The sequence below is a fragment of the Hymenobacter norwichensis DSM 15439 genome (assembly GCF_000420705.1).
GTDB classification, from domain to species: Bacteria; Bacteroidota; Bacteroidia; order Cytophagales; family Hymenobacteraceae; genus Hymenobacter; species Hymenobacter norwichensis.
In genome coordinates, this window is the sequence record NZ_ATVL01000008.1 from 53979 (window position 1) to 79908 (window position 25930).

The 25930-nt window shown below is 59.1% G+C and carries 21 protein-coding genes; 6 read left to right on the plus strand and 15 right to left on the minus strand.

Annotation, left to right across the window (positions count from 1 at the left end):
• Positions 1-12: 12 nt before the first annotated feature.
• The 11 genes from G536_RS0111255 to mnmA all read right to left on the minus strand — a co-directional run bounded on the left by G536_RS0111255 (position 13) and on the right by mnmA (position 13224).
• Entirely contained in the window at positions 13-588 is a 576-nt protein-coding gene (locus G536_RS0111255) for a GNAT family N-acetyltransferase (RefSeq protein ID WP_022823697.1), read from the minus strand.
• A 79-nt stretch (positions 589-667) separates the two neighbouring features.
• A complete protein-coding gene (locus G536_RS0111260; protein ID WP_245575810.1) occupies positions 668-3232 on the minus strand; it encodes a TonB-dependent receptor in 2565 nt (854 codons plus the stop codon).
• Entirely contained in the window at positions 3232-3936 is a 705-nt protein-coding gene (gene rpe, locus G536_RS0111265) for a ribulose-phosphate 3-epimerase (protein ID WP_022823699.1), read from the minus strand. Before rpe ends, G536_RS0111260 begins: the two co-directional genes overlap by 1 nt.
• A 190-nt stretch (positions 3937-4126) precedes the next feature.
• The gene (locus tag G536_RS30605) at positions 4127-5284 is read right to left on the minus strand and encodes a sensor histidine kinase (protein ID WP_022823701.1); all 1158 of its coding nucleotides are present in this window, start codon (positions 5282-5284) and stop codon (positions 4127-4129) included.
• 13 nt (positions 5285-5297) lie between these two features.
• Complete coding sequence (locus G536_RS0111280) at positions 5298-5744, minus strand: response regulator (RefSeq protein WP_022823702.1); 447 nt, start codon at positions 5742-5744, stop codon at positions 5298-5300.
• A 2-nt stretch (positions 5745-5746) separates the two neighbouring features.
• A complete protein-coding gene (locus G536_RS0111285) occupies positions 5747-8050 on the minus strand; it encodes an ATP-binding protein (protein WP_022823703.1) in 2304 nt (767 codons plus the stop codon).
• Positions 8047-8616, minus strand: coding sequence for a biliverdin-producing heme oxygenase (locus tag G536_RS30610; protein WP_157530574.1), 570 nt, complete (start codon positions 8614-8616; stop codon positions 8047-8049). Before G536_RS30610 ends, G536_RS0111285 begins: the two co-directional genes overlap by 4 nt.
• Positions 8617-8882: 266 nt before the next feature.
• Positions 8883-9203 (minus strand): hypothetical protein, encoded by a 321-nt coding sequence (locus tag G536_RS0111295; protein ID WP_022823705.1) that lies wholly within the window; start codon positions 9201-9203, stop codon positions 8883-8885.
• A 212-nt stretch (positions 9204-9415) separates the two neighbouring features.
• Entirely contained in the window at positions 9416-11116 is a 1701-nt protein-coding gene (locus tag G536_RS27495; RefSeq protein WP_071837711.1) for a S8 family serine peptidase, read from the minus strand.
• A 169-nt stretch (positions 11117-11285) separates the two neighbouring features.
• The gene (locus G536_RS0111305; RefSeq protein ID WP_022823707.1) at positions 11286-12044 is read right to left on the minus strand and encodes a hypothetical protein; all 759 of its coding nucleotides are present in this window, start codon (positions 12042-12044) and stop codon (positions 11286-11288) included.
• Between the two features lie 10 nt (positions 12045-12054).
• Positions 12055-13224 carry a tRNA 2-thiouridine(34) synthase MnmA gene (gene mnmA / locus G536_RS0111310; RefSeq protein ID WP_071837712.1) on the minus strand — a complete coding sequence of 390 codons (1170 nt, stop codon included), beginning with the start codon at positions 13222-13224 and terminating at the stop codon, positions 12055-12057.
• A 206-nt stretch (positions 13225-13430) separates the two neighbouring features.
• On the opposite strand from mnmA, the gene G536_RS0111315 reads away from it, so the two are divergent.
• Positions 13431-14018 (plus strand): hypothetical protein, encoded by a 588-nt coding sequence (locus G536_RS0111315; protein WP_022823709.1) that lies wholly within the window; start codon positions 13431-13433, stop codon positions 14016-14018.
• A gap of 69 nt (positions 14019-14087) precedes the next feature.
• On the opposite strand, the gene G536_RS0111320 is transcribed toward G536_RS0111315, so the two are convergent.
• The 4 genes from G536_RS0111320 to G536_RS0111335 form a co-directional block, all read right to left on the minus strand.
• Positions 14088-14927, minus strand: a complete 840-nt coding sequence (locus G536_RS0111320; protein ID WP_022823710.1) for a maleylpyruvate isomerase N-terminal domain-containing protein — start codon at positions 14925-14927, stop codon at positions 14088-14090.
• Positions 14928-15043: 116 nt separating this feature from the next.
• Positions 15044-16375 (minus strand): carboxylesterase family protein, encoded by a 1332-nt coding sequence (locus G536_RS0111325; protein ID WP_022823711.1) that lies wholly within the window; start codon positions 16373-16375, stop codon positions 15044-15046.
• A gap of 313 nt (positions 16376-16688) precedes the next feature.
• The gene (locus tag G536_RS0111330; protein ID WP_022823712.1) at positions 16689-17690 is read right to left on the minus strand and encodes a glycoside hydrolase family 43 protein; all 1002 of its coding nucleotides are present in this window, start codon (positions 17688-17690) and stop codon (positions 16689-16691) included.
• A gap of 64 nt (positions 17691-17754) precedes the next feature.
• Positions 17755-19827, minus strand: a complete 2073-nt coding sequence (locus G536_RS0111335; RefSeq protein WP_022823713.1) for a beta-galactosidase — start codon at positions 19825-19827, stop codon at positions 17755-17757.
• Between the two features lie 453 nt (positions 19828-20280).
• On the opposite strand from G536_RS0111335, the gene G536_RS0111340 reads away from it, so the two are divergent.
• The 5 genes from G536_RS0111340 to G536_RS0111360 all read left to right on the plus strand — a co-directional run bounded on the left by G536_RS0111340 (position 20281) and on the right by G536_RS0111360 (position 25873).
• Positions 20281-21132, plus strand: coding sequence for an aldo/keto reductase (locus tag G536_RS0111340; protein ID WP_022823714.1), 852 nt, complete (start codon positions 20281-20283; stop codon positions 21130-21132).
• Positions 21133-21187: 55 nt separating this feature from the next.
• Complete coding sequence (locus G536_RS0111345; RefSeq protein WP_022823715.1) at positions 21188-22183, plus strand: aldo/keto reductase; 996 nt, start codon at positions 21188-21190, stop codon at positions 22181-22183.
• Positions 22184-22370: 187 nt separating this feature from the next.
• On the plus strand, positions 22371-23990 hold the full coding sequence (locus G536_RS0111350; RefSeq protein WP_022823716.1) for a Na+/H+ antiporter: 1620 nt from the start codon (positions 22371-22373) through the stop codon (positions 23988-23990).
• Between the two features lie 117 nt (positions 23991-24107).
• Positions 24108-24830, plus strand: a complete 723-nt coding sequence (locus G536_RS27500) for an NADPH-dependent F420 reductase (protein ID WP_022823717.1) — start codon at positions 24108-24110, stop codon at positions 24828-24830.
• A gap of 164 nt (positions 24831-24994) precedes the next feature.
• The gene (locus G536_RS0111360; RefSeq protein WP_022823718.1) at positions 24995-25873 is read left to right on the plus strand and encodes a helix-turn-helix domain-containing protein; all 879 of its coding nucleotides are present in this window, start codon (positions 24995-24997) and stop codon (positions 25871-25873) included.
• Positions 25874-25930: the final 57 nt, after the last annotated feature.

A 25930-nucleotide genomic window follows, 5' to 3' on the forward strand; every position in this document is an offset into this window, starting at 1 on the left:
GAGGCGTATTCGTTAGTTTCGCTGCTCGTCGAGGTTGGCGCGCAGCACCACAATGGGCTGCTCTCGGTATTGGGTGCGCGCCCACTCTTGATACCCAAACTTGCGGGCCACCCGCAGAGAAGGCTCGTTGTCGGGGTCAATGATGCACACTGTTTGCCGCTCCCGGAAATGCGCCCGGCCCCAAGTTAAGGCCACCCGAATGGCCTCGGTGGCGTAGCCCAGCCCGTGCACCCGCGGCGTCAGCACCCAGCCTATTTCCGGCAGGCCTTTCAGGGAAGGCGTGATGTCGCGGTTGTAATCAGAGAAGCCCACGCAGCCGATAAAGCGGCCGGTGCTTTTCTCTTCCACGGCCCAGAACCCGTAGCCCATCATCAGCCAGTGCCCTTGCTGGGCCAGCATCTTCCGCCACACGTCTTCCTCCAACAACGGTTTGCCACCCAGAAACTGATAGAAACCGGGCTCGGCCCACATGGTGGTATATTCTTCCAGGTCGATTAGCTGATGCCCCCGCAGCACAAGGCGGGCAGTTTCCAGCACGGGAATAACCTGGGACAACGTTGGCGCGAAAGCAAGTGGCGAAGTAGACATGGCCCCAAGATAGGAAAAGCCGGAAACGACGTCGCGCTTCCGGCTTTTCCTGTGGCGTACGCGCACTAAACTATTTCACTTAGAACCGGCCAATAACCCGCAGATTAACTACGCGCTGCGAGAGGTAGTTGGGTACGGAGTACGTGCGGCCGTTCAGGTCCTGGATGTAGCTGTAGCCACCCACATTGTTGGCGCCCAACACGTTGAGTACTTCCAGGCCAATCCAGAGGCTTTCCAGCTTACCGGCGGGCCGGTCGGGCTGGTTGTTCAGGGCTACCACTTTCGAGAAGCCCAGGTCGGCGCGCTTGTAGGAGCGGGTGAGGGCGCTGGTGCCGCGCAGCTCGGGCAAGCCGGGCGGGCTGAATGGCAGCCCCGTGCCAAACACCAGGTTCACGTAGCCCCGCACCGAGGGGTTGTCAGGCAAGTGGTCCTGAAAGAAAATCCCTAGGTTCACGCGCTGGTCCTGGGGCCGCCGGATATAGCCCTTGGCGTCGCGCCCGACCACGGCACCGTCGGCATCGAAGCGCGTAATCGAATCACCGTCAATATTTTCGCGCGTAGTCAGTACACCCAAACTGAACCACGACTCGGCCCCGTTCACAAACTCGCCCCCTACGCGGGCATCAAAGCCGGCGACATAGGCCTTGGCGTTGTTCTTGGCAAAGTAGCGCAGCCGCACGTTGTCAATATCGTAGGGCACCACGTCGGTCAGGTATTTCACGTAAGCCTCACCGGTGAAACGGAACGGCCGGCCCCACTGCTGGAACCGGATTTCGTTGCCCACAATCAGATGCAACGAGCGTTGGGCCCGCAGCTCTGGGTTCAGGCTGGCCTGAATGATGAGCGGACTGCCCGGCGTGGCGCGGGTGCCCTGCTGGTCGCGCAGTTCGCGGTAGAACGGCGGCTGGTAGTATAGGCCCGTGGCTACCTTATAGGAATGATTCGGATGCTTGCGCGGCACAAATGAGTACTGCACCCGCGGGCTCACCACCACTTGCCGGTTGGTAGACCAGTAGTGCGCCCGAACCCCGTACGTGAGCGTACGCGCCGAATCCAGCTCGATAGTGTGCTGAGCGTAGCCCTGGGTGCGGGTGCTGCTCAAATCCAGGTCGGATACCTGCCGAGTGCGGCGGCCGTCGGGCACGTAGTCGGCAGAGTCGGCGAAGCTGTATTCGTTCAGCGCATCCTCAATCCGTTCCCGCCCCGATTTCACCCCGAACCGTACCACATTGCGGGCGCTGGGCGTCCAGCGTGCACGGGCCTCCACAGTAGCAATACGGGCCGTGAGCGTATTGCGCGAGTGGTCGAAGCGGGTACCCACGTCGCGTTGGCGCACGGGCAGGTTGAAGTCGGGTTGGTCGGGGTCCCGGTTGATGTCGGCGAGGCTGTAGCTGGCTTCCACGTCGCGGTATTCCAGCTCACGCGAGTACACTAGCCCGCCCAGCAGTTCGGTTTGGAACTTGCTGCTGAAATTGTGCTTCAGGTTGAGCCCGCCCTGGTACATATCGTACTGCATCCGCTCCCGGCCGTCATACACAATAAACAGGCGCGTAAACTGGTTGGTGGCGGTGCTGAACGTGCTCTGGCCGGTTTCGGGCGTGAAGCGGTAGTCATTGTGCGCAAACGTGGTCAGCAGCCCCAAAGACGTACGCTCGGGGTTGTCCTGCGGGCCCAGGTTGGCGTTGATGTAAGCCTGCCCGTCGTAGAACGTGGGGTTGTAGCCGCCCTGCTGTTGCTTGAGCGAACGGAGTACATACGTAGCATTCTTGTAGCGAATCCCGGCCAGGTAGCTGAGGCGCTTGTTGGCCGACGTAGCCTCGGCGTGCGCCGCGCCGCCCACTAGGCTGGCCGTGCCCGACGCCGCAAACCGGGTGGGCTGCTTGTACTGCACGTTCAGCACCGAGGAGAGCTTGTCGCCGAACTGCGGCTGCCAGCCGCCGGTGGAGAATTCCACCTTGCTTACCAAGTCGGGGTTGATGAAGCTCAGGCCCTCCTGCTGGGCCGCCGTCACCAGAAAAGGCCGGTATATCTCAATACCGTTCACGTACACCAGGTTCTCGTCGTAGTTGCCGCCCCGCACCGAGTAGGTACTGGTTAGCTCGTTGGTGGACGAAACGCCGGGCAGGGTTTTAAGAATGGCGTTGAAGTCGCCGAACGGCGAAGGCAACACTTTGGCGGTGCGCGGGTCGAGCTTAATCATGCTCACTTGCTCGCTGGTATTGGCCTCGTCGGTGCGGGCGCGCACAGTTACGTTGCTCAACGCGCGGGTGTCGCTCTGGAGCGTAAGGCGTAGCGTAGGCTGGTCTTGGTTGAGGGTGAGGGGCACGCGCAACGGCTTGAAGCGCAGCCCCCGCACCACCAGCACGGCCGGCCGACCGGTGCGCGGCACGCGCAGCGTAAAGCGGCCCTGGCTGTCAGTAGAGGTACCCCCGGCCTGGCCTTCCACTCCCACGCCTACCAGCTCCACGGGCTGGCCGGCGGCGTCGCGCACGGTTCCGCTGATGGTGATGGTATTCTGCTGCGCTACAGCCACCGGCGCGGACAACAGCAGCGGTAAGGCCAGCGGCACCAAAGGCACCGTGCGCAGCAAACTCCAACGGACAGGGCGCAGCAAACGACCCACAGCAGCGGAAAAGTGGGGCATCAGCTCAGTTCTTCTTCCTGGTTTACACTGGCCGTCAGCTGGGCCCGCAGCTCCGCCAAAGTAGCCACCGGATCGGGCGAGCTGAACACGAACGAGCCCGCCACCAGCACGTCGGCCCCAGCTTCCACCAGGGCGGCCGCGTTGTCGATGTTCACACCGCCGTCTATTTCAATCAGCGCCGACGAGCCGCTGTCAATCAATAGCTCTTTCAGCTCAGCTACTTTGCGCAGGGTGTTCGGAATGAACGACTGCCCGCCAAAGCCGGGGTTTACCGACATCACCAGCACCAGGTCGAGGTCAGCGGCAATGTCTTCGAGCAGCCATACCGGCGTATGCGGGTTCAGGGCCACGCCGGCCTGGCAGCCCAGGGCCTTGATTTGCTGTACCACCCGGTGCAGGTGCGTGCAGGCCTCGTAGTGCACCGTGATGTTGCGGGCCCCAGCGTCGCGCACGGCCGACAGGTAATTTTGCGGGTCCTCAATCATCAGATGCACGTCGAGGGGCTGCTTGGCGTGGCGGTGGATGGCCTGGAGCACCGGAATCCCAAACGAAATATTGGGCACAAAGCGGCCATCCATGATGTCGCAGTGCAGCCAGTCGGCGGCGCTACCCGCGAGGCGCTCGGTTTCCGATTGAAGATTGCCGAAGTCGGCAGCAAGCAAGGACGGCGCCAGCAAGGGCGCCGGGCGGCGAGTTAAAGTCATACCGCGAAGGTAGAGAGTAACACAGTAATTGAGTAACAGGATAGCATACTATAAAAGTAGTGCCTGCGCACTACCTTCAGAACGTGTTGAACGCCCAACTTATTGGCTACAGCAGGAATACTATGCAGGTTTTCTACCGCGGCACCATTCCACTCTATTCTTCTGGCAACGACTTTGGCTTTTGCTAGCCTTAGGATTTCGAGCCCCACAGAAATACCCGGAACGTGGTACCCTGTCCTTCCTGGCTTTCCACCTCAATATGGCCACCTTCGGCGCGTACCAGTCGGTTTACTAGAAACAGGCCTACGCCAGTGCCCTCACTCGCCTCGGGATGAAAACGCCGGAACAACTGAAACAACTCGTTGCCGTGCAAATCCAGGTTCATGCCCAGGCCGTTGTCCTGCACTTCCAGCACGGCCTGCTCCCCCACCAGATAGCTGCGCACCTGTACATGGGCCGGCCGGTCGGGGTGGCGGTACTTGAGGGTGTTGGTAAGCAGGTTGAGCAGAATGGTACGTAGACTGCTGGGTGCGTACGTAAGCGTTGGCAGGCCAGCAAAATCAGTTTCGATGGCGGCGGCGGCCTGCTGCACCTGCGGGTGAAGAGTTTGGAGCAACACCTCGGTTAACGCCGCTAAATCTATGGTTTCGGTGGTTTCCTGACCGGGCTGGCGCGCTACCTGCACCACGTTGGCCAAGTCACTGATGGTAGTGGTCAGGGCCTGCAACGACTTATCAAACAGCTCCCACATATGCGCCGCATCGGGGTCGGCAACGGTGGCGCTTAGGCGCAACTCCTCGAAGAGGCCGCGCAGGTTGTTCACCGGCTGGCGCAAATCGTGCGAGGCGGCGTACACAAAATTATCAAGGTCGGCGTTGGTACGGGCCAGTTGCTGATTGGTGGCGGCCAGTTTGGTGTTGGCCAACGTAAGCTGCTGGTGGTAGCGCGCCATCCGTTGCTGCCATTCGCTTTTTTCAATGGCGTGCACCACGGTTTTGCAAAGCAATTCCTGGTCGAACTGGCCTTTCACCAGGTAGTCGAGCGCGCCGTTGTTGAGGGCGCGTACGGCCAGCCGTTCGCTACCGCCCCCGGTAATCATCACCACGCACAAGCTGTCGGGGGGGGCTATTTGCTTGAGTTTCCCTAGTAAGGTAAGGCCATCGGTATCCAGCAAATTATAGTCGAGCAGCACGCAGTCAGGCTGTTTGTCTACGAATAAAGCTACGGCCTCTTCGCCCGAAGTGGCCTCGAATAACTCCAGTCGCTCGTATTCCTGCTGCTTGGCTAAGTACCGCTTATAAAGCATGCGGTCCTGCTCGTTATCATCAACTAATAATATCTTTTTCACTAGGCAAGCTAAACTAATTCACAACCGGTAATTCTGAGGCTTCCAGCCAGTAATGGATAGTAAGGCGGATTTTCTCTTCCAGGGCCGCGTACTCAATGGGCTTGGTCAGGTAGCTATTGGCCCCTAGCTGGTAGCAGTCCTCAATGTCGCGGGCGTTGGACGAGGTGCTAAAAATAATAACCGGAATGCAATGCAGGCGCTTGTCTTGCTTGAGCTTGCTAAGCACGGTGCGCCCATCGGTGCCGGGCAGGTTCAAATCCAGCAGCACAATGGCGGGCAGCGTCTGGGGCCAGCCTACGGCCTTGCCGTAACCTTGCAGGTACTCCAGCGCTTGGTCACCGTCTTCGCAGCGCAGCACCGGGTTGCGGAGCGCGTGCTTACGGAACGCCCGACCCAGGGCCGTGAAATCTTCGACGCTGTCTTCCACGACGAGGATGGGTTTGAGGGGGAAAACAGACACGTTTATAGGTGTTTTGAAAGCGAGAAATAGAAGGTAGCGCCGGCACCCAAAGTTGATTGCACCCATAGGGCACCTCCATGCTTTTCCACCATTTTCTTAACGATTGCCAAGCCAGCTCCGGTTCCGCCCCCGTACTTCTCTTGGGAGTGCAGCCGCTTAAATATTTTGAAGATATTCTCGTGGTGCTTGGGGTCGATGCCGATGCCATTGTCACGTACGTAAAATACGTGAAAATCGGTTGAGTTTACCTCACCTTTCGGACTCATCATGTTTTCCAGCACCACGCCCACTTCCACATCCTTTGCGGGCCGGTCGTTGTAGCGCATGGCGTTGGTCAACAAATTGTTGAATACTTCGCGCATCCGTACTTGGTCGCAGAGCACTGTGGGCAATGGCGTGGCCACTGTTACGGTAGTGCCGGTTTGCTCGAGGCGGGGCGAAATTAAATCCAGCACCTCGGCCAGCAGTTCGTTCATATCGGTGGGCTCCACCACCAGATCTAGGCGGCCCACCCTGGAAAGCTGCAACAACGACTCAATCAGATTTTCCATGCGCTGGCTGAGCCGCACCAGGGTTTGTAGCTTGTTTACGCCGTCGGCGTCTAACTGATCGGCGTAGTCTTCCAGCAGAAACAGCGAGTAATTGTGAATGCCACGCAGCGGCTCCTTTAGGTCGTGCGAAGCCACGTAGGCGAAAGAGTCCAGCTCGTCGTTGCTGCGCTCCAGTTCGGTGTTGAGCTTGCTCAGGCTGGCGGCCCGGGCCTGCAACTCGTTGAACACTTTCAGGCGTACATCGGAAATATGCAACCGAATTTCCTTGGCCGCTTCAATTTCCAGGGGTTTCCAAACTTCGGAGGTACTTTCCACCGTTTGCTTCCAGGCCTCGAACGACTGCCGGGGCGACAGAAAAAGCTGCCCGTCGGCCAGGGTTTCCACCTTTTGGTTTTGCCCGGCCCAGGTTACGGTTTGAATTACCTCGGGCCGAAACCAAAGAATATAATTGCCAGGTGCCTCGGCCAACGACACCGCCAGAATACCGCTGGCCGTGGGCCGCAGGCTGATGCCAGCCGGATTGAGCTGCGCATACGAGTTGGTATGGAACACGTCTTGCTGCGGAGCGTGCTGCTGCAACCAATCCAGCACGTCCTGCACCTGGGCTGTGGTGGGCGTACGGCCGAGCAAGATAATCTCTCCATCGAAGCAAATGGCTGCCCCGCCGCAGTCGAATACATCCATCACCGTAGGTTGCTGGCGGTAAAGTCCCTCCACGAAGTTTTCGTTGCTGGAAACGTGCTCGAGCAACCGGACCTGGTTTTCGCGGATGCGGAGTTGGTAGTCCTGCTCGTCGTGCTGCTCTTTGGTGCGAATGAGGGCCGAAAACGTTTTGCCGATGAATTGGCACAAATCGCGCAGCTCGTAGCTTACCAGGCGCGGCGTGCGGTGGTGGCAGGTAATCATGCCCCACAACTGCCCCTCCCGAATCAGCGAAATGGTCATGGTGGCCGCCGAGCCCATGTTGTGCAGGTACTGCAAGTGAATCGGCGACACGCTCCGCAGCACCGAATAAGTCATGTCGGGCGGGCGGTTGGTAGCGGGATTGTTGGTGGGCACCAGCCGGACGGGCACGTAGTGCGCATCCGGAATAAAGCGCAGCCAGTTTTTCAGATACATGGCCCGCGCCTGCTTGGGAATGTCGGAGGCCGGATAGCGCAGATGCAGCCACGGGTCCAGTTCTTCGTGCTTGGCTTCGGCAATCACCTCGCCGCTCTCGTCGCCCCCAAACCGGTAGATGGCCACCCGGTCGAAGCCGGTGATGGCGCGCACCTGGTCGGCGGCATCCTGGCAAAATTGCAGCACCTGCGTAGCGGCCAGCATCTTGCCCATTGCCTCGTTAAGAAACGGCAGGTCCAGCGTACTGGCAGGCGCTTCCGTTACCGGCTCGAACTCCAGCCACAGCAGCTGGTCGTAGCGGTGCAGGATGATTTTGTAGAACGGCTGGCCCACCACGTTGCCAAGCTGTGCCCCCAGCAGCCGGGGCGTGGTGGTCAGCGAGGGCAGCATCTGCTCGATGGCCGCCAACGGCTCGGGGGCCAGCAACCGGCTCAGCTGCTGCCCCAGCAACTCCTCGGCCGGGATACCCAGCAGCTCTAGCGTGTTTCCACTGGCTTGCACCACGCGCATAGTGGCCTCATTGAGGCACAGCAAAAACCCGTATGGCTGCACCAGGCCCGGAATATGAATGGGTTCCCGGTCGCAGTTGGTGGTATCAATAGTTGCGTTCAGCAGGCTTTCGTCGGTGTTGTTCATGCCTTGTTAAGCCAGGTTTCCAGGTGCTGAAACGTGCGGCTGGCTGACTGCACTATTTCGTCTTCATTTTCGGGAGCAGCGGCTGCGCTTAGCTGCTGGCAGAACGACTTCCACATGGGGCCGGTACGCTCAGCATAGCCCGTGAAGTAGGCGCGGGTGGGAATATTTGCTTTAACTAACTGCCGCGCAATCACCTGCCCGCCCAGCGTAGAGCCTTCCATTACGTACATGGCGCCCAGCAATTGAGGCAGCGTATCAAGTGGCGGCAGCGCAGGGCACAGCGGCAGCGCAGCGGCATCCGTCCCTAAATCTTCCAGAATCAGGTGGGCGCGGTAGCGTTGCTCCTGTTGCCAGCTTGGCGGCAGCGTATAGTGCCGCAGTCGGTCCTCATAGGGCTTCAAAAAACCGTACATCTTCGCTAGAAAGTGCGTGGTGGTAGCTTCGGATAAGGTGCCCGCCTCGAGGTTCTGGTTGAACTGGTTTAGCTCCAGCGCGTCGTGGTACGGGCGGGTTTCGGTGCGGAGCCGCTGCAAAATGCCAGAAACGGCGGAAGATGGTAGACTCATGTAGGTTGGGCGGGCGGGCGTTCGGGCGAAGACACAACAGGTAAGAACGCCAAAGCTACCGCCCTTGCCGCAAAGACCTCAACTGCTCAGGCACCTTTGAGGTTGGGCACCTAACTGCACATTCACGTAAAAGAAGACCGAAGGTTATTGCCAGCTCGCCTCCTGAGAGGCTAGCAACGCATAAGCCCCAGCTAGCAGGGCGTCGGAAAACCGATGCCTAACGCTAGCCGGGGCTTGTCTGAGCTTATTTTATGTTGGGCGAAAGGTTACTTGGTGGCTTCGTCTTTGTTCCAGGCTTTCCAGTCGAGCTTGCCATCTTCGGTTTTGCGCAGGAAATAAGTTTGGTCGTCTTCCTGGCGCTTGCCGAACGTTACGTCGGAGCGGCAATCCAGGCAGCGGAGCGAGGTGTATTTGAATTTATCCTGGGCCACGCGGGCTGTCAGGTCGAGGTTATCGGAACCGCAGATGCCGCACTTGGCTACATCCGGAAAGCTCAACCGCTCATACTCGGTAACTACCTCGTGAAGGTTTGCCCCCTGAACAGTGAAGTGAAACTGGCGACGCCCCAGGCGCTTCGAAATCATCATTTGTAGCATGCTACTGTTGTTTTGGATTATATAACCCGCGTTAAAGAAGAAAAGAATTCACCTCGTTGAATTCTGGAACAAGATACTAACTTCTTTCGCTTTTCTTGCTAATATTATTGACAAATAAGTAATGGTTGTTATTTGCTGATAGTTGATGATTGACAGACAAGGCTGCCCTGACAATCAAAAATCAGCAATACAACCATCACTCGCTACAGCTTCACAAACCGTACGCTGCGCTGCACCTTGGTGCCAGCCTGCACGGCGCAGGTATAAATGCCCTGGGTAAGCGTGTTGGTGGGCAGTTGAACTTCGGCGGCCGTGGTAGCAGCTAGGCGCTGCTCCAGCACCAGCGTTCCGCGAGCATCATAGAAGCGAATATGCAACGGTTGTGCCCGCAAAGCGGGCGTCAGTTGCAGGTTAAGTTCATTGCCGTCCAGCGGATTAGGGTACACTACCAGCTGCTTGGCGCTGCTAACTGGCCCTGCCGTAGACAACGGCGTACTGGGGTTAGCCAGATTGTAAGCCAGCACAAAATTGGGGACGCCATAGCCCAGCAGATTGTCGGGGGTGGTGTACTGCGAGCCGGAGCGCTGCAAGTAGCTGATAACCTGCTGAGCCGTGAGCGTGGGGTTAGCCTGCCAGAAACCGGCTACCATCCCGGCCAGTATCGGACACGAAAACGACGTTCCGGAGCCACGCACCACCTGCCCGCTCATTGTTACCACGGCCGCCTGTGCCCCCTGCGTGGCCAGGTTAGGCTTGATGCGGTTATCGGCACTAGGGCCCTTCGAGCTGAAGCTCGCGTAATTGCGCAGCGAGTCTACGGCGCCCACCGTCAGAATAGAATCGGCATCAGACGGTGCCAGCAAGCTCGGGCCCGTAAATCGACCATCATTGCCTATGGAGTTCACCACTACCATGCCTACGCGGGAGGCAATGGTGGCGGCCCGCGTGGAAATGGCCGTGCGGCCGTTCAAATCGGCGTAGGTATAGTTGCCGTAGGGCACCACAAAGTCCAGATATCCCAACGACGAGCTGATGACGTCCACCCCGGCCGAGTCGGCCCGTTCGGCGGCCAGCAGCCAGTTCACTTCTTCAATCGGGTTTTCCGTGAAAGACTGCTCGGTCAGATACAGCCGGTAGGTGGCCTTGGGGGCCGTGCCGACAAATACGCCGGTCTCGTTGGCGGCCATGGTAGACAGCGTTTGGGTGCCGTGGCTGGCAATCCGGTACACGTCGGGCAGGCGCTGCACGAAATTATAGGTATCGGCAATGCGCCCTTCGGTGCGTAACGATGCAAACGGCGCAGTGGTATTTACCCCCGGAAAGCCATCATCAAACACGGCAATCTGCATGCCTTCGCCCCGAAAGCCGGCATTGTGCATGGCTACAGCCCCAATCATGCGGGCTTGCTCGTAGGCCTGGCCGTACACCGGGTTAGCCTGGGTACGCTGCTGAGTATTATTATCGAGTATTTCCTCGTACTTACTAGGCCCTGCCACCTGGGCAGGCCGGTTCACGGTTTGGGCAGTGCGCACGAACGGCAGCGCCTGCACCGCCGTCAAGGTGCTGGAATCACACTCAACCACCACCGCATTAAACCAGCGCGACGAGTACCACACCGTAGCGCCGGGCACGGCCTTCACCTGGGTTATGTAGCTGGGGTTCACGGGCAAGTCGCGGGGCTGTACGGCAATGTTCTGGCGGGTGCGGCGCGCAATAGCCCGCGCCGACAGAAACTGCTGGGGCTGGCTGACAGTGAAAGGCGAGCCCGCTTTGTCGCGAAAGTACACCAGGTGCTTGCGCACAGTAGCCGCCGTGGTAACGCCGGAGCCCCCTTGCGCCGAAGCAGTGCCCAAGCTAGTGGCCGCCATCAAGCCGGTAAGTGCAAGTAGAATTGAAAAGCGCATAGAAGTATCCCAATGAATGACGTGCTGGAAGGTACGTATTTTGCACTAAATCCGGGTTGACATCACTTAACAAACGCACGACGCAAGTTTCGGCTACTTCATTAAAAAAACCGCCACCTGAAATTTCAGATGGCGGTTTTTCAATTTATGAACCACTAGTGAATAGCGTCTAGCGTCCTTTTTCTATCAGGGTTTCGGTATGTGCTATACCACTGAAAATGACGCTAGGCGAAGGAACGCAGTTGATGCCAGGCTCACAGTAAATAAAGCGGCGGCGGCTCCGATATACGGGTCCTTCTCCCTGCGCATACACCTGCCGCACCCGCAGGTAGTAGAAGGCATTCACATATTCGGTTTCCTCTAAGCCATCGGGTGTGGATGTGGTGATGGTTTTTGGATATGTGCTACTGACAGTACCCGAGGTGACAGTAAACGGCTCACCCACGCGGGTATAATGCAAGTTTTCGTCTTTGATGCCGTTCATGTTATTGAAAGCATTGGCGTTCCAGTAGCCTTCACGAACCGGAAAAATCAGCTCTACCCGCGGGTTGTTGTTGCGCGTTTCCAGCACGTTAGTAGCAGCCGTGCTCACTACCAGCACACTATCGGCGCGCCAAACGTCGGTGGCGGTGGCGCGGCGGGAACGGATGATGCGGAAGGCTTCGCGGCCCGCGTTATCGGTGTACTGCTCCGCTACCTGCTCCCGAAACTGAAAGCGGTTGTAGGTCTTTACGTTGCGCGTCCAGATGGTATCCACCACGTTGTAGATGCGGTAGTCGCCCACGGCCAACGGGTAGTAGTTGGTATCGGCGGGTTCCACTTTCACCGACTCGTTTTTGCACCCGGCTACAGCCAGTGCCAAAAGCCCGGCCGCCGCGAACCGGCGCGACAACGAAATCCAACTTTCATTAAGAAGATAGCGCAACATAAAACTAGGATTATAGCGTGGCAGTAACGGCCGAAGATACGGGAGTTTCGCCAATCGTATGCCGCTCAATCCAGCCGCCGCCCAGCACGTCTTGCCCGTCGTAGAATACGGCGGCTTGGCCGGGCGTAACGGCGTGCACCGGCTCCTCGAAGTAGATATGGATTTTGTCGCCAATCTGCTCCAGAAACGCCGGGGCGCCGTCGTGATTATAGCGGATTTTGGTGACACTCGGCACCAACCCGCGCCCTTCCAACGACGCAAATTTACCCATGTTCAACTGCCCTACCGTGGTCCGGCTGCTGGCCAAATCGTCGAAATTGCCCAGTACCACTTCGTTGGTATCAGGCCGGATTTCGGTTACGTACACCGGGAAGCCCAGCGCCACGCCCAGGCCTTTGCGCTGGCCAATGGTGTAGAACGGGTAGCCCTCGTGGTTGCCCACAAATGTACCGTCGCGCAGCACAAACCGGCCGCCCGCTACTCGCGCTTCCAGGCCCGGTACCCGGCGCCGCAGGAAACCGCGGTAGTCGTTGTCGGGAATGAAGCAGATTTCGTAGCTCTCGGGCTTGTTTACAAGTTCCGTGAAGCCGCGGCGGCGCGCCTCGTCGTAGATTTCGGTTTTGCGCATGTGGCCCAGCGGAAACAGCGTACGGCTCAGGCTCTCCTGGCTCACGCCCCAGAGCGCATAGCTTTGGTCTTTGTTTTCATCGAGGCCTTTACTGACCACGTAACGGCCGTTTTCCAGGCGCACGTTGGCGTAGTGTCCGGTGGCAATGAACTCGCAACCCAACTGGTCGGCCCGGCGCAGCAAGGCGTCCCATTTGATGTGGGTATTGCAGAGCACGCACGGATTAGGTGTGCGGCCAGCCAAGTATTCGTCGGTGAAGTTGGAGATTACGAAGTCACCGAACTCGTCGCGAATATCAATAATGTAGTGCGGAAAGCCGAGGTCCACGGCAATCTGGCGGGCATCGTTGATGCTGTCGAGCGAGCAGCAGCCGGTTTCTTTTTTAGACCCGCCCGCCGAGGCGTAATCCCAAGTTTTCATGGTCATTCCGACCACTTCGTAGCCTTGCTCGTGCAAGAGCACGGCCGCTACCGATGAATCAATACCGCCGCTCATGGCGACGAGGACGCGGCCCTTGGTAACAGGCGGCGTGGAAGATGCAAATTGCGTCATAAAGAAAAGCGCCCGTGGAGTCAAGGTCCGCGGCCGCGTGGCAAAGATAACACCTGCCGTGCAGCTATAGGTTTCCTGGAGCTTGCTTTGGTTTCCGAAATGGCCGCAGAATGAAACAACAAGGCCTCGGCTACGTCGGAATCCTTACTTTTGCGCTCTGACAGGCCGCCTGTTTCTGGTGCTGCCGCCCTCAATTTCGACTACATATGGCTTTGCTTACCTCCGTGCTGGTGCGCGGTATCAACAACCTCTCCGATGCCCGTTATTGCGCCGGCATGGGCGCCGATGGCCTGATTTTCACCCTCGACCCGGCCCTGCCTGGTGCCGTTGATGCAGCAACTGTGAAGGAACTAGCGGGCTGGGTGTCGGGCGTGGAAATCATTGGGGAGTTTGGAAGTACGCTGCCTGCTTCGGAAATCAACCGCCTGATTGAGGAGTGCAACCTGACGCGGGTGCTCTTGCGCGACTTTGCCGCGTGGCCCGCCGTACCGCCGCTGGCCGTACCGGCGCTGCTGGAAGTGTCGCCGCTGGTAGCTTTTGATGCCGAAGAAAGTGCGCACGCTGTGCCCGCCACCGCGTTTCCGGCCGGCTACGCCCTGCTTACTGCCGCCGAAGACGCCGGTGCCACGGCGGCGCCACTCTGGCTCAGTGGCAACTTTTCGCCCGACACGCTACCTACGCTACTAGCTACCGTTCAGCCAGCCGGCCTCGTCCTGGAAGGCGGCAACGAAATCAAGCCCGGCCTGCGCGACTTCTTGGAAATGGAAGCCGTATTTGAAGCCTTGGAAGAATAGTTATTAGTGCGTAGTGCCTAAGCCGTTCCTCTATACTATATAGAACGGCTTAGGTACCACGCACCAATCTTAGGCCATTACGGTGATTAGGCTGAAAATTGAGTCCGTCAATTGGGGGTCGCCCGTGGTGGCTATGTGGTGCGGGGCTTCGGCGCGGGGCAGGCTTTTGGTGAAGAGCCGCCAAGCCACGTTCCCATCAACGGTGATGGTGGCCGTTACTAGTCCGTTGTAGTCGGTGCCTAACTCCCAGCGGGTGGGCTGCCGTTGCAAAAACCAGGTACCGCCGCCCACGCCGGTTACGGTGAACTGCAATGTAGTGCCGGATGCGGCCGGGACATTCCGGTAATGGTGTGGCAGGGCCCGCACGCAGGTAGCCAGAAACGGATAATACAGCTCCGGCGTCAGCAACGGCTCCTCCTGCCCTACTGCCTGCCGAATCTGTTGCTGGTGATGCCACTTCTCGGTGTAGTCGCGGGCTACGTGGAACCAGTTCAACGACTGCTCTTCCCCGGCCCAACCCACTGAAAACATGGCCGGTTGCAGCATCGGCAACGACGCCATATAGGTGTTGTAGGCCGGCCCAATAACTTCCAGCAGCCAGGTAACCAATTGCGGGCTCAGCCGCTGACCGGCCCGTACCCAGTCGGCGTTGAGTTGGTTGAGGTACTGCACCACATCCTCGTGGGCCGGACTGGCCGGACCACCACTGCCAAAATGCCCATCGCGCAGCATGGACAGGGTGCGCAACGAGCCATCGAGTAGATGCAGGGCCACGTCGTGCACGCGCCATTGCGGAGCGACAGTTGGTTTCAGCCAATCGGCGGGTTCTAGAGCGCGCAGCAACGTCAGCAAATGCTGGTCGAGCACCGGAAACAGGTGGGCAGTGGGCAGGATGGGAAGCGGCTGCATCGGCGAAACAGGAGAGTAACCGCTCAAATTGCGCATTCTATTTCACTTGAACAACGCGCCGCTGGCTTCCCTATTCGGCATCACTCTTATTAACGGCTGCCGTGCAGAACAACGCCCTAGAGCTGCTTTAGGCGCAACACTCCCGGCAGAACTATTGGCGCGGGCAGTTCGCCGGTACGCGCAAAATCCATCCACAACTGCCGCACTGGCCGACCGGCTTCGTGGATGGCCGCCCACTTTACCTCACTTAGCAGCGGCGTTGCCTGCCACCCGGCCTGGGTGCCCAGCAGCAGCGGCAAATCGAGGGTGTGCGCCGCGCCTAGGGTACGACCAACGGGCTGAAACTGCATCAGAAAGTGATACGCGCGGCCTCCGGCGCGGGCATGCCGCCGGGCAAAGGCCAGGGCGGGCTTCAAGTAAATCAGCCCGGAGGTAATCCTCACCAACAGGCGCAGCAGCAACTCCCCCACCACGGGCACCCGCCCCACCCACCGAAACGTTGGGTCGATGACTGCGAAAAAACGCGTTTCCTCGGCGGTAGCGCCAATCAATACGTCCACCCTAGATGCCACGGCCGCCCACGCTCGGTCAAGCTCGGCTTCGGCTGGCAACGGATAGGCGCCGTACTGCGTGCCAAACGGCATCCCGCTTTTCAACCCAAACCGCCGCACAGCTTTGTACACGGCGCTTTCCCGCACCAGCACTTCATTAATGGTAGCGGCGGCGGGAAACGCGCCGGCGGCCGCTACCATGGCCCGGGTCATGGCGTGGCGGTTGCGGGCAAGGCCCAATGGGGCGCTGTGCAGAATAACGCGCCGGAACAGGCCGGCTGCCCCTTCCGCCACCATGAGGTGCGCCAAGGCATCGGCCCCGGAGGAATGCCCCAGCAGCGTTACCAGGTCAGGGTTGCCCGCAAATGCTCGAATATTCCGTTGCACCCAGCGCAACGCTTCCAACAGATCCAGCAACCCCAGGTTGGGCGGCGGGCCACCTTCGCCACCCATAAAACCCAATAGCCCGAGCCGGTACGTAACGGCTACGAACACCACGCGCTGCTCCTGCACCAGCGTGGCCGGGTCGTAGAGGGGCAGGTCGCCGGCCCCGCTCACGTAGGAGCCGCCGTGCACCCACACGATGACGGGCAACGCCTCGCCCGGCTGTCGGTCGGCGGGAAGCGTGATGGAAAGCCGCAAGCAGTCCTCATCGAAAGTGGCCCCCGTATGGAAGTCGCCGAAGGCTTGCGCCAGTTGCGGATCAGCAGCCTGCGGACACGCCGGAGCAGGCGTGGTAGCATAGATGGGAGCTGCTGCGGCCGGTTCCGCTACCGGAAACTGAAACCGGGCGGCACGGGCGTACCGGATGCCGCTGGCTCGCAGCACGGCGCCATCGGACCATCCGATAATGGTCCCCGCAGGGGCATGAAACTGAGGGAAAGCCTCGGCCGGCATGTAGTTTAGAAGGCTTAGTAAGGAGCCGGAATACGCCCGAGCAGCACAATTGGTTTGCAAAAAGGGTATGGTTACTTGAAAACGACATTCACCCCAGCTTAGCCCTAGCACGCCGCTCCTGCCTTAACGCACATAGACAGTAGAGAACTTTCTGTTTAAAATAGCACGTCATGCAGAGCGTAGCGAAGCATCTCGCGTGCTGACGTCAGGATTACTACCACAACCTCAGCACGCGAGATGCTTCGCTACGCTCTGCATGACGTGCTATATCATTTTAGATATCCATTCAGCGTTTAAGGCTGGCCGTAAGCTGCTAGGGCCGGTACGGCTTGCCCAGCACCAGCTTATTGCCCGTTACATCCACCTCAAACAAGTGCGGGATGCGGCGGTATTTGCCGTTGATGTCTTTGTGGCTGTGTACCGACATGAGCAGCTTGCCCTCAAACGTGCGAAACAGCATGCCGTGCCCGTAGTTGGACGGGGTAATCGGGTCTTTCTCCTGTATCCAGGGGCCATCGAGGGTGCCGCTGGTGGAATAGGCCACGCCTTGCGTGTAGTTGTCATACACCCAGCTGGTCCAGAGCATGCCCAGCCGGCCGGTGCCGGTGCGGAACAGCCAGGGGCCGTCGGTTACTTTGTTGGGTCGGGGCGGGCTGTTGCGGGGATTTTCGCGGCTCCAAGGCGCGGCACTGGCACGGAACAAGATTTTGCCGGTGCCAATGGTGCCGGTCAGGTCGGGCTTCAGCTCTATCTTCTCGATGGTCCCATCCATGTTTTGCAGCCACTCGTGGCAGTACACCAGGTAGGGCTTGCCGTCCCTGTCCACCCAATAGGTACCGTCCAGGGTCAGCTTGTTGGCCGGCAGGTAGGTGGCGTCCTGCATGGGCACGTACGGGCCGTCGGGTTGGTTGCTTACCAGCACGTGGCTGGCCCGGCGCTCCAGGGGCGTGCCAGCCACGGTATCTACCTTGATAGCCGAGTTGGTGAAAGTGGCGAAATAGTAGTATTTGCCCTTAACCGAGTGGATTTCGGCGGCCCAAATCATGGGTTTGGGGCCCATCCAGGAAGTGGGGTCGGGCTTGGCTACTGAATACGGGCCTTCCCAGGTTTTCAGGTTGGTGCTCTTCCACAGCAGCCCGCCCGTGCCGGTCATGTAGTACTTGTGCGTTTTCGCGTCGGCCAGAATAAACGGGTCACTCAGCCCGATGGAATCCAGCGGCACATGTTGACGAATGGGCGGCGGGCCCGCCTTTTGGGCCGCTACAGCCAGCGGCAACAACACGCAACTCAGCGTAGTCAACCAGGTAATTTTCATGATGCGCGGGGTGGAAATTGGAGGAATGGAGAGGGTTAATCAGGGTGACAATGAAGCTGTGCGGCTATTTCTCTTCTACAATCTGCACGCCCCAGGCCGCCAGCTGCAACTGCTGCCCCTGGCTGACGGCGGTGCCGGCCAGCAGCTCCTTGCCGGCCCCGTGGGGGTAGCGCACCGTGCCCGGCGTGCCCGAATAGTTGAAGTAATAATGCACCGCTTTTCGGCGCTGGTTGATGCCCGAGCGGGTGATGAACGGAAACCGCAGCTCCTGGTCGGCGCCCCACAGGCCGGCTTTGCGCACGGTGTTGGTTACCAGTTTTTCCACCACGCCATCAGAGGTGTGGCAGCCCACGTAGGTAGCCAGCCCTTTGCCGTACTGATTTTCAGTGATGGCCGCGTACTGGCCCCATACGGGGTGGTCGTAGCGGGCAAGCACCTTGGCCGTGGTGGGCGTGAGCAGCTCCATCCAGGTGGTTACTTGGTTGTCGTTGCGCCCGGCCTGGTAGGTGTCGCCTTGCAAGCCTACGTGGTCGGGTACGGTGAACTGGCTATACGTCACGCCGCAAGCCGCGCTCAGCACGCCCGGCTGCACGGTGGTACGCACCTGCACGTTCTCGTCGGAGAAGCCGCTGCGGTAGGTACACAATAGGTGCCCGCCCTTTTGCACGAACTGGTTTAGGCGCTCCAGCAGGCTGGTGGGCGCGGCATACAGCATGGGCACAATGATGAGCGAATATTGCTCCAGGTTGGGGCTGCTGGGGTCTACCAAGTCACAGCCCACGTTTTGGCGGTAGAGGGCGTCGTAGAACGGGCGCAGCACTTGGTTGTAGTCCAGGCCGCTGCTAAACCAGCCTTCGGCCGTCAGGGCTTGGTTGCTGAAGAGAATAGCGACTTTGTTGGTCTTTTTCAGGTTGAGCAAGCTCGGACTCAGCCGCTGAAAGTCGCGCCCGATGGTTTTGGCCTCCTCGTAGGTGGGATTGGGTTGCAAGTCGTGGCTGAGCAAACCCTTCCAGTAGGTTTCGGCCGAGTTGTGGATGGAGCTCCAATGCCAGTACTCCACCATGTTGGCGCCCGAAGCCAAGTGACTGAACGCCTGCTGGCGCAGCTGCCCCGGGTACGGCACCCACTGCGGAAAGCCCTGAGCCTCGGTTTCCAGCACGAAGTAGTTCTGCCCGCCCTTCATGCCGCGGGTCAGGTCGCCGCCGAGGGCAATTTCGGTGCCCGTGAGCTGGTCCTGGCTGGGATGGTAGATGTCGATGCCGGCCACGTCCAGCACTTTGGCGGCGGCAAAGTGGTCTACGTCGGGCTGAATGCCGTAGGAATGGCCGCGCCAGCCCAAATCGAAGTTTTGGGTGATGAACTGGTTGGGCTTCTTGTACTCGCGCACCAGCGCTGCCTGCCAAGCCAGAAAATCGGTAACGAGCTGGCGCTGAAACGCACTGAACTCGCTGCCCAGGCTGGCGTTGATTGTGCCCACCACCGACGGAAAGTCTTCCCAGGTGTTGATGCGGTTGCTCCAGTAATCGAGCCCGTAGGCCTTGTTCAGCGCGTCCAGCGACGGAAACTTGCGCTTCATGTGCTCCACAAACAACTTCTGCACCGCCGGCCCGGCCGTACCGTAGGCCTTGGTTTCGTTGTCTACCTGATAGCCAATGATGGCCGGGTGGTTCTTCACGTGCCCCAGCAGCGCCCGAATCACCAGCTCGGAATGGCGGCGGTAGTCGGGGTTGCTGATGTCCATGTTCTGGCGTGGGCCGTACTGGTTCGGGCCCCGGTTGGTGATGGCCAGCACCGCCGGGCACTTGCGCACCAGCCACGTGGGCACGGCGTAGGTGGGCGTCCCGATGATAACGCGAATGCCCGCCTTGTGCATGGCATCCAGCACCCGGTCGATGTGTGAATAGTCAAATACTCCCTCCTGCGGCTCCAACGTGCTCCACGTCGATTCGGCAATGCGCACCACGTTGATGCCGGCCGCCTTCATCATGGCAATATCCTTGTCGAGCCGCTCGTAGGGCGAGTACTCATCGTAGTAGGCCACGCCGTAGAGCAGTTGGTCTTGCTTGCTGGTTTGGGCCGAAACCCGGCTGTAGCCAAGGGTAAGAGCAGCAGTAAGGGCGAGCAACGGTTTGAACATAAAGCGGCAGAAAACGTGGGAATAGCCGGAAACTACGGTTCAGTAAAAGTAGAGGAATAGCCAGCGCGCCGAAGGGCAAAAATCGGTCAATCACCCACCCTAAAATGGTCAGCAGCCCGCCAGCGCGTTTAAAAACTAAGGTTTTTGCGTTGGATGGCCGCGGGCGAAGAACCGGGCAGTAGCTGCGCTACGCGGGGCGGCACTCTGAAGTGCACGAGCCGCAACAGGTAGCGCAAGCGGCCTTGGATGAGACCGGACCACTGTTTGAATTGTGTAAGTATTGGTTTGATTCGTGCTTTGTGGCGGCAGATAGCACGCAGACCTTTGTGAGGCCGCTGCGTTTGCTTGCTTTCAGCTCTATAGAGCCTGTTGCGTAGGCAGATACCATCAGCAAACGCCAGCCTGTTGCCACCAAACGGACTGGCTGCACTTTCATTTAACCACACTACTACTATGCTAACTACCAAGTTGAATAATGGCGTTGAAATGCCCTTGCTGGGATTTGGCGTGTACCAAGTAACCGACGCCGCTGAGTGTGAGAACAGCGTGTACGAAGCCCTTCAAGCCGGCTACCGCTTGGTTGATACAGCCGCCGCCTACGGCAACGAAGAAGCCGTGGGCAAGGCTATCAAGCGCAGCGGCGTGCCCCGTGAGGAGTTGTTCATTACCACCAAGCTATGGGTGCAAGATGCCAGCTACGAGGGCGCCAAGCAGGCATTTGAAAAGTCGTTGAAAAAATTGGCGCTGGACTACCTGGATTTGTACCTCATTCACCAGCCTTTCGGCGACGTGTACGGGGCTTGGCGGGCTATGGAAGAGCTGCACCAAGCCGGCCGGATTAAGGCCATTGGCGTCAGCAACTTCCTCCCCGACCGGCTCCTCGACCTGATCCTGCACAATCAGGTGGTGCCCGCCGTAAACCAAGTGGAAACCCACCCTTTTCATCAGCAAACCGCTGAGCAGCAGTTCATGGCCGAGCATAAGGTACAGATTGAATCGTGGGGGCCGTTTGCCGAGGGCCGCAACGATTTGTTCAAGAACGAGCTGCTTGGCCAGCTAGGCGCGAAATACCACAAGAGCATTGCCCAGGTGGTACTGCGCTGGCTGTTGCAGCGCGGCGTGGTGGCCATCCCAAAATCGGTGCGCCAGGAGCGTATCGTGGAGAATTTCAACGTCTTCGACTTCGAGCTGAACACCGAGGACATGGCGGCCATTACCACATTGGACACCAAAACCAGCGCCTTCTTCGACCACCGCGACCCGGCTATAGTACAGCAACTGGCCGGCTATAAAATCCACGATTAGCCGGCCGCTGCCGTACTCAGTTAACATTCACCTTCAAGTAATTACGGACCACAACATGGAAAAACGCGCATTAGGTACCAGTGGCCTCGAAGTATCGGCTTTGGGGCTGGGCTGCATGGGCATGAGCTTCGGCCTGGGCCCGGCCGCCGACAAGCAGGAAATGATTCAACTGATTCAAAAGGCAGTGGAGCGGGGCGTCACCTTCTTCGACACGGCCGAGGTGTACGGCCCGTTCACTAATGAGGAGTTGGTAGGCGAAGCACTGGCCCCATTCCGCGGGCAAGTAACTATTGCCACCAAGTTCGGCTTTGATATTGACCTGGCAACGGGCCAGAACCGCGGCGGCCTCGACAGCCGCCCCGAGCACATTAAAGCAGCGGTGGAGGCCTCGCTGAAGCGGCTGCGCACCGACTACATCGACCTGTATTACCAGCACCGCGTAGACCCCAACGTGCCGATTGAGGACGTGGCGGGCGTGGTGAAAGACTTGATTCAAGCGGGCAAGGTGAAGCACTTCGGCCTGTCGGAGGCGGGGGTAGACGTTATTCGCCGGGCCCACGCCGTGCAGCCCGTAGCGGCCTTGCAGAGCGAGTATTCGTTGTGGTGGCGCGAGCCGGAGCAGGAAATTATACCGACGCTCGAAGAGTTGGGTATCGGTTTCGTGCCGTTCAGCCCGCTGGGTAAAGGCTTCCTGACCGGCGAAATCGACGAGCATACCGAGTTCGACAAGTCGGATTTCCGCAACACCGTGCCGCGCTTCGCTCCCGAAGCACGCAAAGCCAACCAGGCCTTAGTAAACCTGCTAGGCCGCATTGCGCAAGAGAAAAACGCCACCCCGGCGCAGGTGGCGCTGGCTTGGCTGCTGGCTCAGAAACCCTGGATTGCCCCCATCCCCGGCACCACCAAGCTGCACCGCCTAGAGGAAAACCTGGCCGCCGCCAGCCTGGAGCTTTCAGCTGACACGCTACAGGAGCTGGAGCAAGCTGCCGCGCAGATTACCGTGCAAGGCGACCGGTACGCCCCTGCGCAGCAGAAGATGATAAATCGCTAAAACACAGGCAGCCAGTGGCCGTAGCGCATCGACTCGCACTGCTACGCTACAGCTCTACTGGCTGGCTGCGTCTATCGTTTAATCTGGGTCAGCTACTATAGCTCCGTGAGTTGGAAGCCCGAGTTGCAAAAGTACCTTGCGCAAGCTCAGTAGCGGGCTTTCGTTGTTTCACTGCCGGCGTAGTCTTATGCAAAACTTGTTCTTTGAGTTCGTCTTTCTGGTCTTGATTGTGCTGGCGTTGGTGATGATGGCCAGCCGGTTGCGCCTGGCCTACCCTATTGTGCTGGTGCTGGGCGGGCTGGCCCTCAGCTTCACGCGGCTGTTCGACAACATCCAGCTCGACCCGGAAATTGTGTTTCTGGTGTTTTTACCGCCGCTGCTGTACGAGGCGGCGTGGCAGGTGTCGTGGAAGCAGTTTTGGAAGTGGCGGCGCGTCATTGCCAGCTTCGCGTTTCCGGTGGTCATTATCACCTCGTGCATCGTGGCGGTGGTGTCGCACGCCCTGATTCCGGGCTTCACGCTGGCGCTGGGGTTTCTGCTGGGCGGCATCGTGTCGCCGCCCGATGCCATTTCGGCCACCACCATCATGCGGCAAGTGAAAGTGCCGCGCATGATGGTGAGCATTATTGAAGGCGAAAGTCTGCTCAATGATGCGTCGTCGCTGATTGTGTTTCGGTTTGCGCTGGCGGCGGTACTCACCGGGCAGTTTGTGTTCAGCGAGGCAGTAGGCAGCTTTTTTTTGGTTATCGTGTTGGGTACCGCCATTGGCGTAGGGCTGGGGCTGGTATTCTACGCCATTCACCGCTGGCTGCCCACTACGCCCAGCATCGACACGGTGCTTACCCTGCTCACGCCCTACTGCCTGTACTACGCCGCCGAGCATTTCCACTACTCGGGGGTGCTGGCGGTGGTAAGCGGCGGGCTACTGCTTTCCAGCAAGCGCAACACCATGCTCACCTACCGCAGCCGCATCGAGAGTGTGGATGTGTGGTCGGTGCTGAGTTTCGTGCTGAACGGGCTGGTGTTTTTGCTCATCGGGCTGGAACTGCCCACTATCACCCAGCAACTTGGCGGCGTGGGCTTGCGCCAAGCCATTGGCTACGGGCTGCTTATCTCGTTTACGCTAGTGGTGGCGCGGCTGCTGTGCTCGTTTGGGGCGGTGCTGTTTACCATGTTTGCCAGCCGCTTCATCACCGTGGCCGACGCCAATCCAGGCTGGCGCGGGCCACTTATTCTGGGCTGGGCGGGGATGCGCGGGGTGGTGTCGTTGGCGGCGGCGCTGTCTATTCCGCTGCTTACGCCGCAGGGGCAGCCGTTTCCGTACCGCAACCTGATTCTGTTCATCACCTTCGTGGTTATCCTCGTGACGCTGGTTTTCCAGGGCCTCACGCTGCCCTGGCTGATTCGGAAGGTGAACCCGGAAAACCGGCACCAATCCATTCCGGAGGAGCGCCAGGAGCTGATTCTTCAGAAAAAGCTGGCACTACAAGCGTTGCGCTACGTGGAGTCGGCGGCCGGCCCCGGCAGCTCGCCCAACGACTACCTGCAAAACCTACAAGCCCGCCTCCAGCTCGATACGGCGTTTTTCACTCACGAGCTAGATGGCCCGGCCAGTGCCTCGGAAAGCACGCTGCACCATTTCCACCAGCATTATTTGGAGCTGCTTGAGAGGCAGCGCTCCCTGCTGCACGAAATGAACCATCACATGGAATTCGATGAGGAGGTGATTCGCAAGTACCTCACCATTCTGGATTTAGAAGAATACAAGCTGCGCGAAAAGCAGCTGCAACCCGCCGAGCCAGCATAGTGCTCTGTTGGCGGTTTCAGGGGCGTACCGACTGCAAAAAGCAATTCTGCGTTTAAGCTGTTTAGGCCTATGCAGCAACCTGAAATAGCTGCAAAAACGCTTTAATATACTTCTAAGATGAACATTGGAATCATTGGTGCTGGCAACATCGGCAGCGCGTTGGCCGTGCAACTCACCAGCCTTGGCCATTCGGTATACATTGCCAACTCCCGCGGCCCCGAAACCCTGAAAGACGTGGCCCAGAAAACCGGCGCTACGCCTGTTACGGTCCAGGAGGCGGCCCAGCGCGGCACCGACATCATCGTGGTGACCATTCCGCTGAAAAACATTCCCGACCTGCCCAACGACCTGTTCGACGGCGTGGCTCCCGAGGTGCCCATCATCGATACCAGCAACTACTACCCGCTGCTGCGCGACGGCCAGATGCCGGAGCTGGAAACCGGCGACCTAACCGAAAGCGAATGGGTGCAGCAGCACTTAGGCCGCCCGGTGGTGAAGGTGTTCAACAACATTCACGCCGAGCACCTGGAAAAGAACGGGAAGCCCGCTGGTACCCCTGGCCGTATTGCCTTGCCCGTGGCCAGTGATGATGCCGCCGCCAAGCAAAAAGTAATGGCCCTGGTGGAAGAACTCGGCTTCGACGCCGTAGACGACGGCAGCCTGCACGAGTCGTGGCGGCAGCAGCCCGGCACCCCCTCCTACGGCGCCGATATGCCCGCCGACAAGTTGCGCGAGCACCTGGCCAGCCTTGGTACTAAGCGCACCGAAGAACAGCACGCCGAGTTCCTGGCTAACCACGCCAATATGGAGCGCGGGATAATCAAGCAGCTGCAAGGGTAACCTACGGGTTCTCGTAAGACCAGCCGGCAGAACCGTAAGGAAAGCCGCTCGCGGGTTGCTGTGGCAGATGCCATTTCAACGATTGAAGCGGGCCACTTTGCCGTCGGTTGTGCCGGCTGGTCTTATACCTTGTGTTCCCTCCCTTCCTACTTCCTTGCCCGCTGATGAATACCACCTACGTAGACCCCTGTGCCGACTCTAACGTGAACGACCTGAAGCTGACGGGCTTCAAGGTGTACGAAGTGGGCGCGCCGGTGGGCCCGGCGCTGGTGTACCGCCGGCGCGACTTTTACAAGGTGAGTTTGCTGGTAGGCCAGTGCACCATCTACTACGCCGACAAGGTTATTGAGCTGGACGGCACCTATTTGCTTTTCACCAACCCCCACATTCCGTACTCGTTTGAGCATCATGGCGAGCCGCATTCCGGCTACGCCTGCCTGTTTACCGAGGAGTTTGTGAAGGCCACCGACCGTTCCGAGAGCCTGCAACAGTCGCCGCTGTTCAAGATTGGGGGCACCCCCATTTTCATGCTCACCGACGAGCAAGCCGCCTACATCAGTGGCGTTTTCCGGAAGATGCTGGCCGAGCAAAGCACCGATTACCTGTTTCGGCACGACCTGATTCGCACTTATATTCAACTGGTCATTCATGAGGCGTTGCGCATGCAGCCGGCCGAGAACTTCGTGAAGCACCAGAACGCCGCCGCGCGCATCACGGCGCTGTTTCTGGAGTTGCTGGAGCGGCTGTTTCCGGTGGAAAGCCCCGAGCAGGTCCTGCCCCTGAAAACCGCCCAGGACTTCGCCAACCGCTTGTCCATTCACGTCAACCACCTGAACCGGGCGGTGAAGGAAATAACCGGCAAGTCCACTACGGCCCACATTGCGGAGCGCGTGGTAGGAGAAGCCAAGGCCCTGCTGCACCACACCGATTGGGATGTGGCCGCCATTGGCTACGGGCTGGGCTTCGAGTATGCCTCGTACTTCAACAACTTTTTCAAGAAGCACACCGGCAGCACGCCCCTTGCCTTCCGGCGGGCCGTTTGAAAAGTGTAATCATCGGTTTGAAATCTGTAGAAATAGCGGATACCCGGCGGGTAGCTT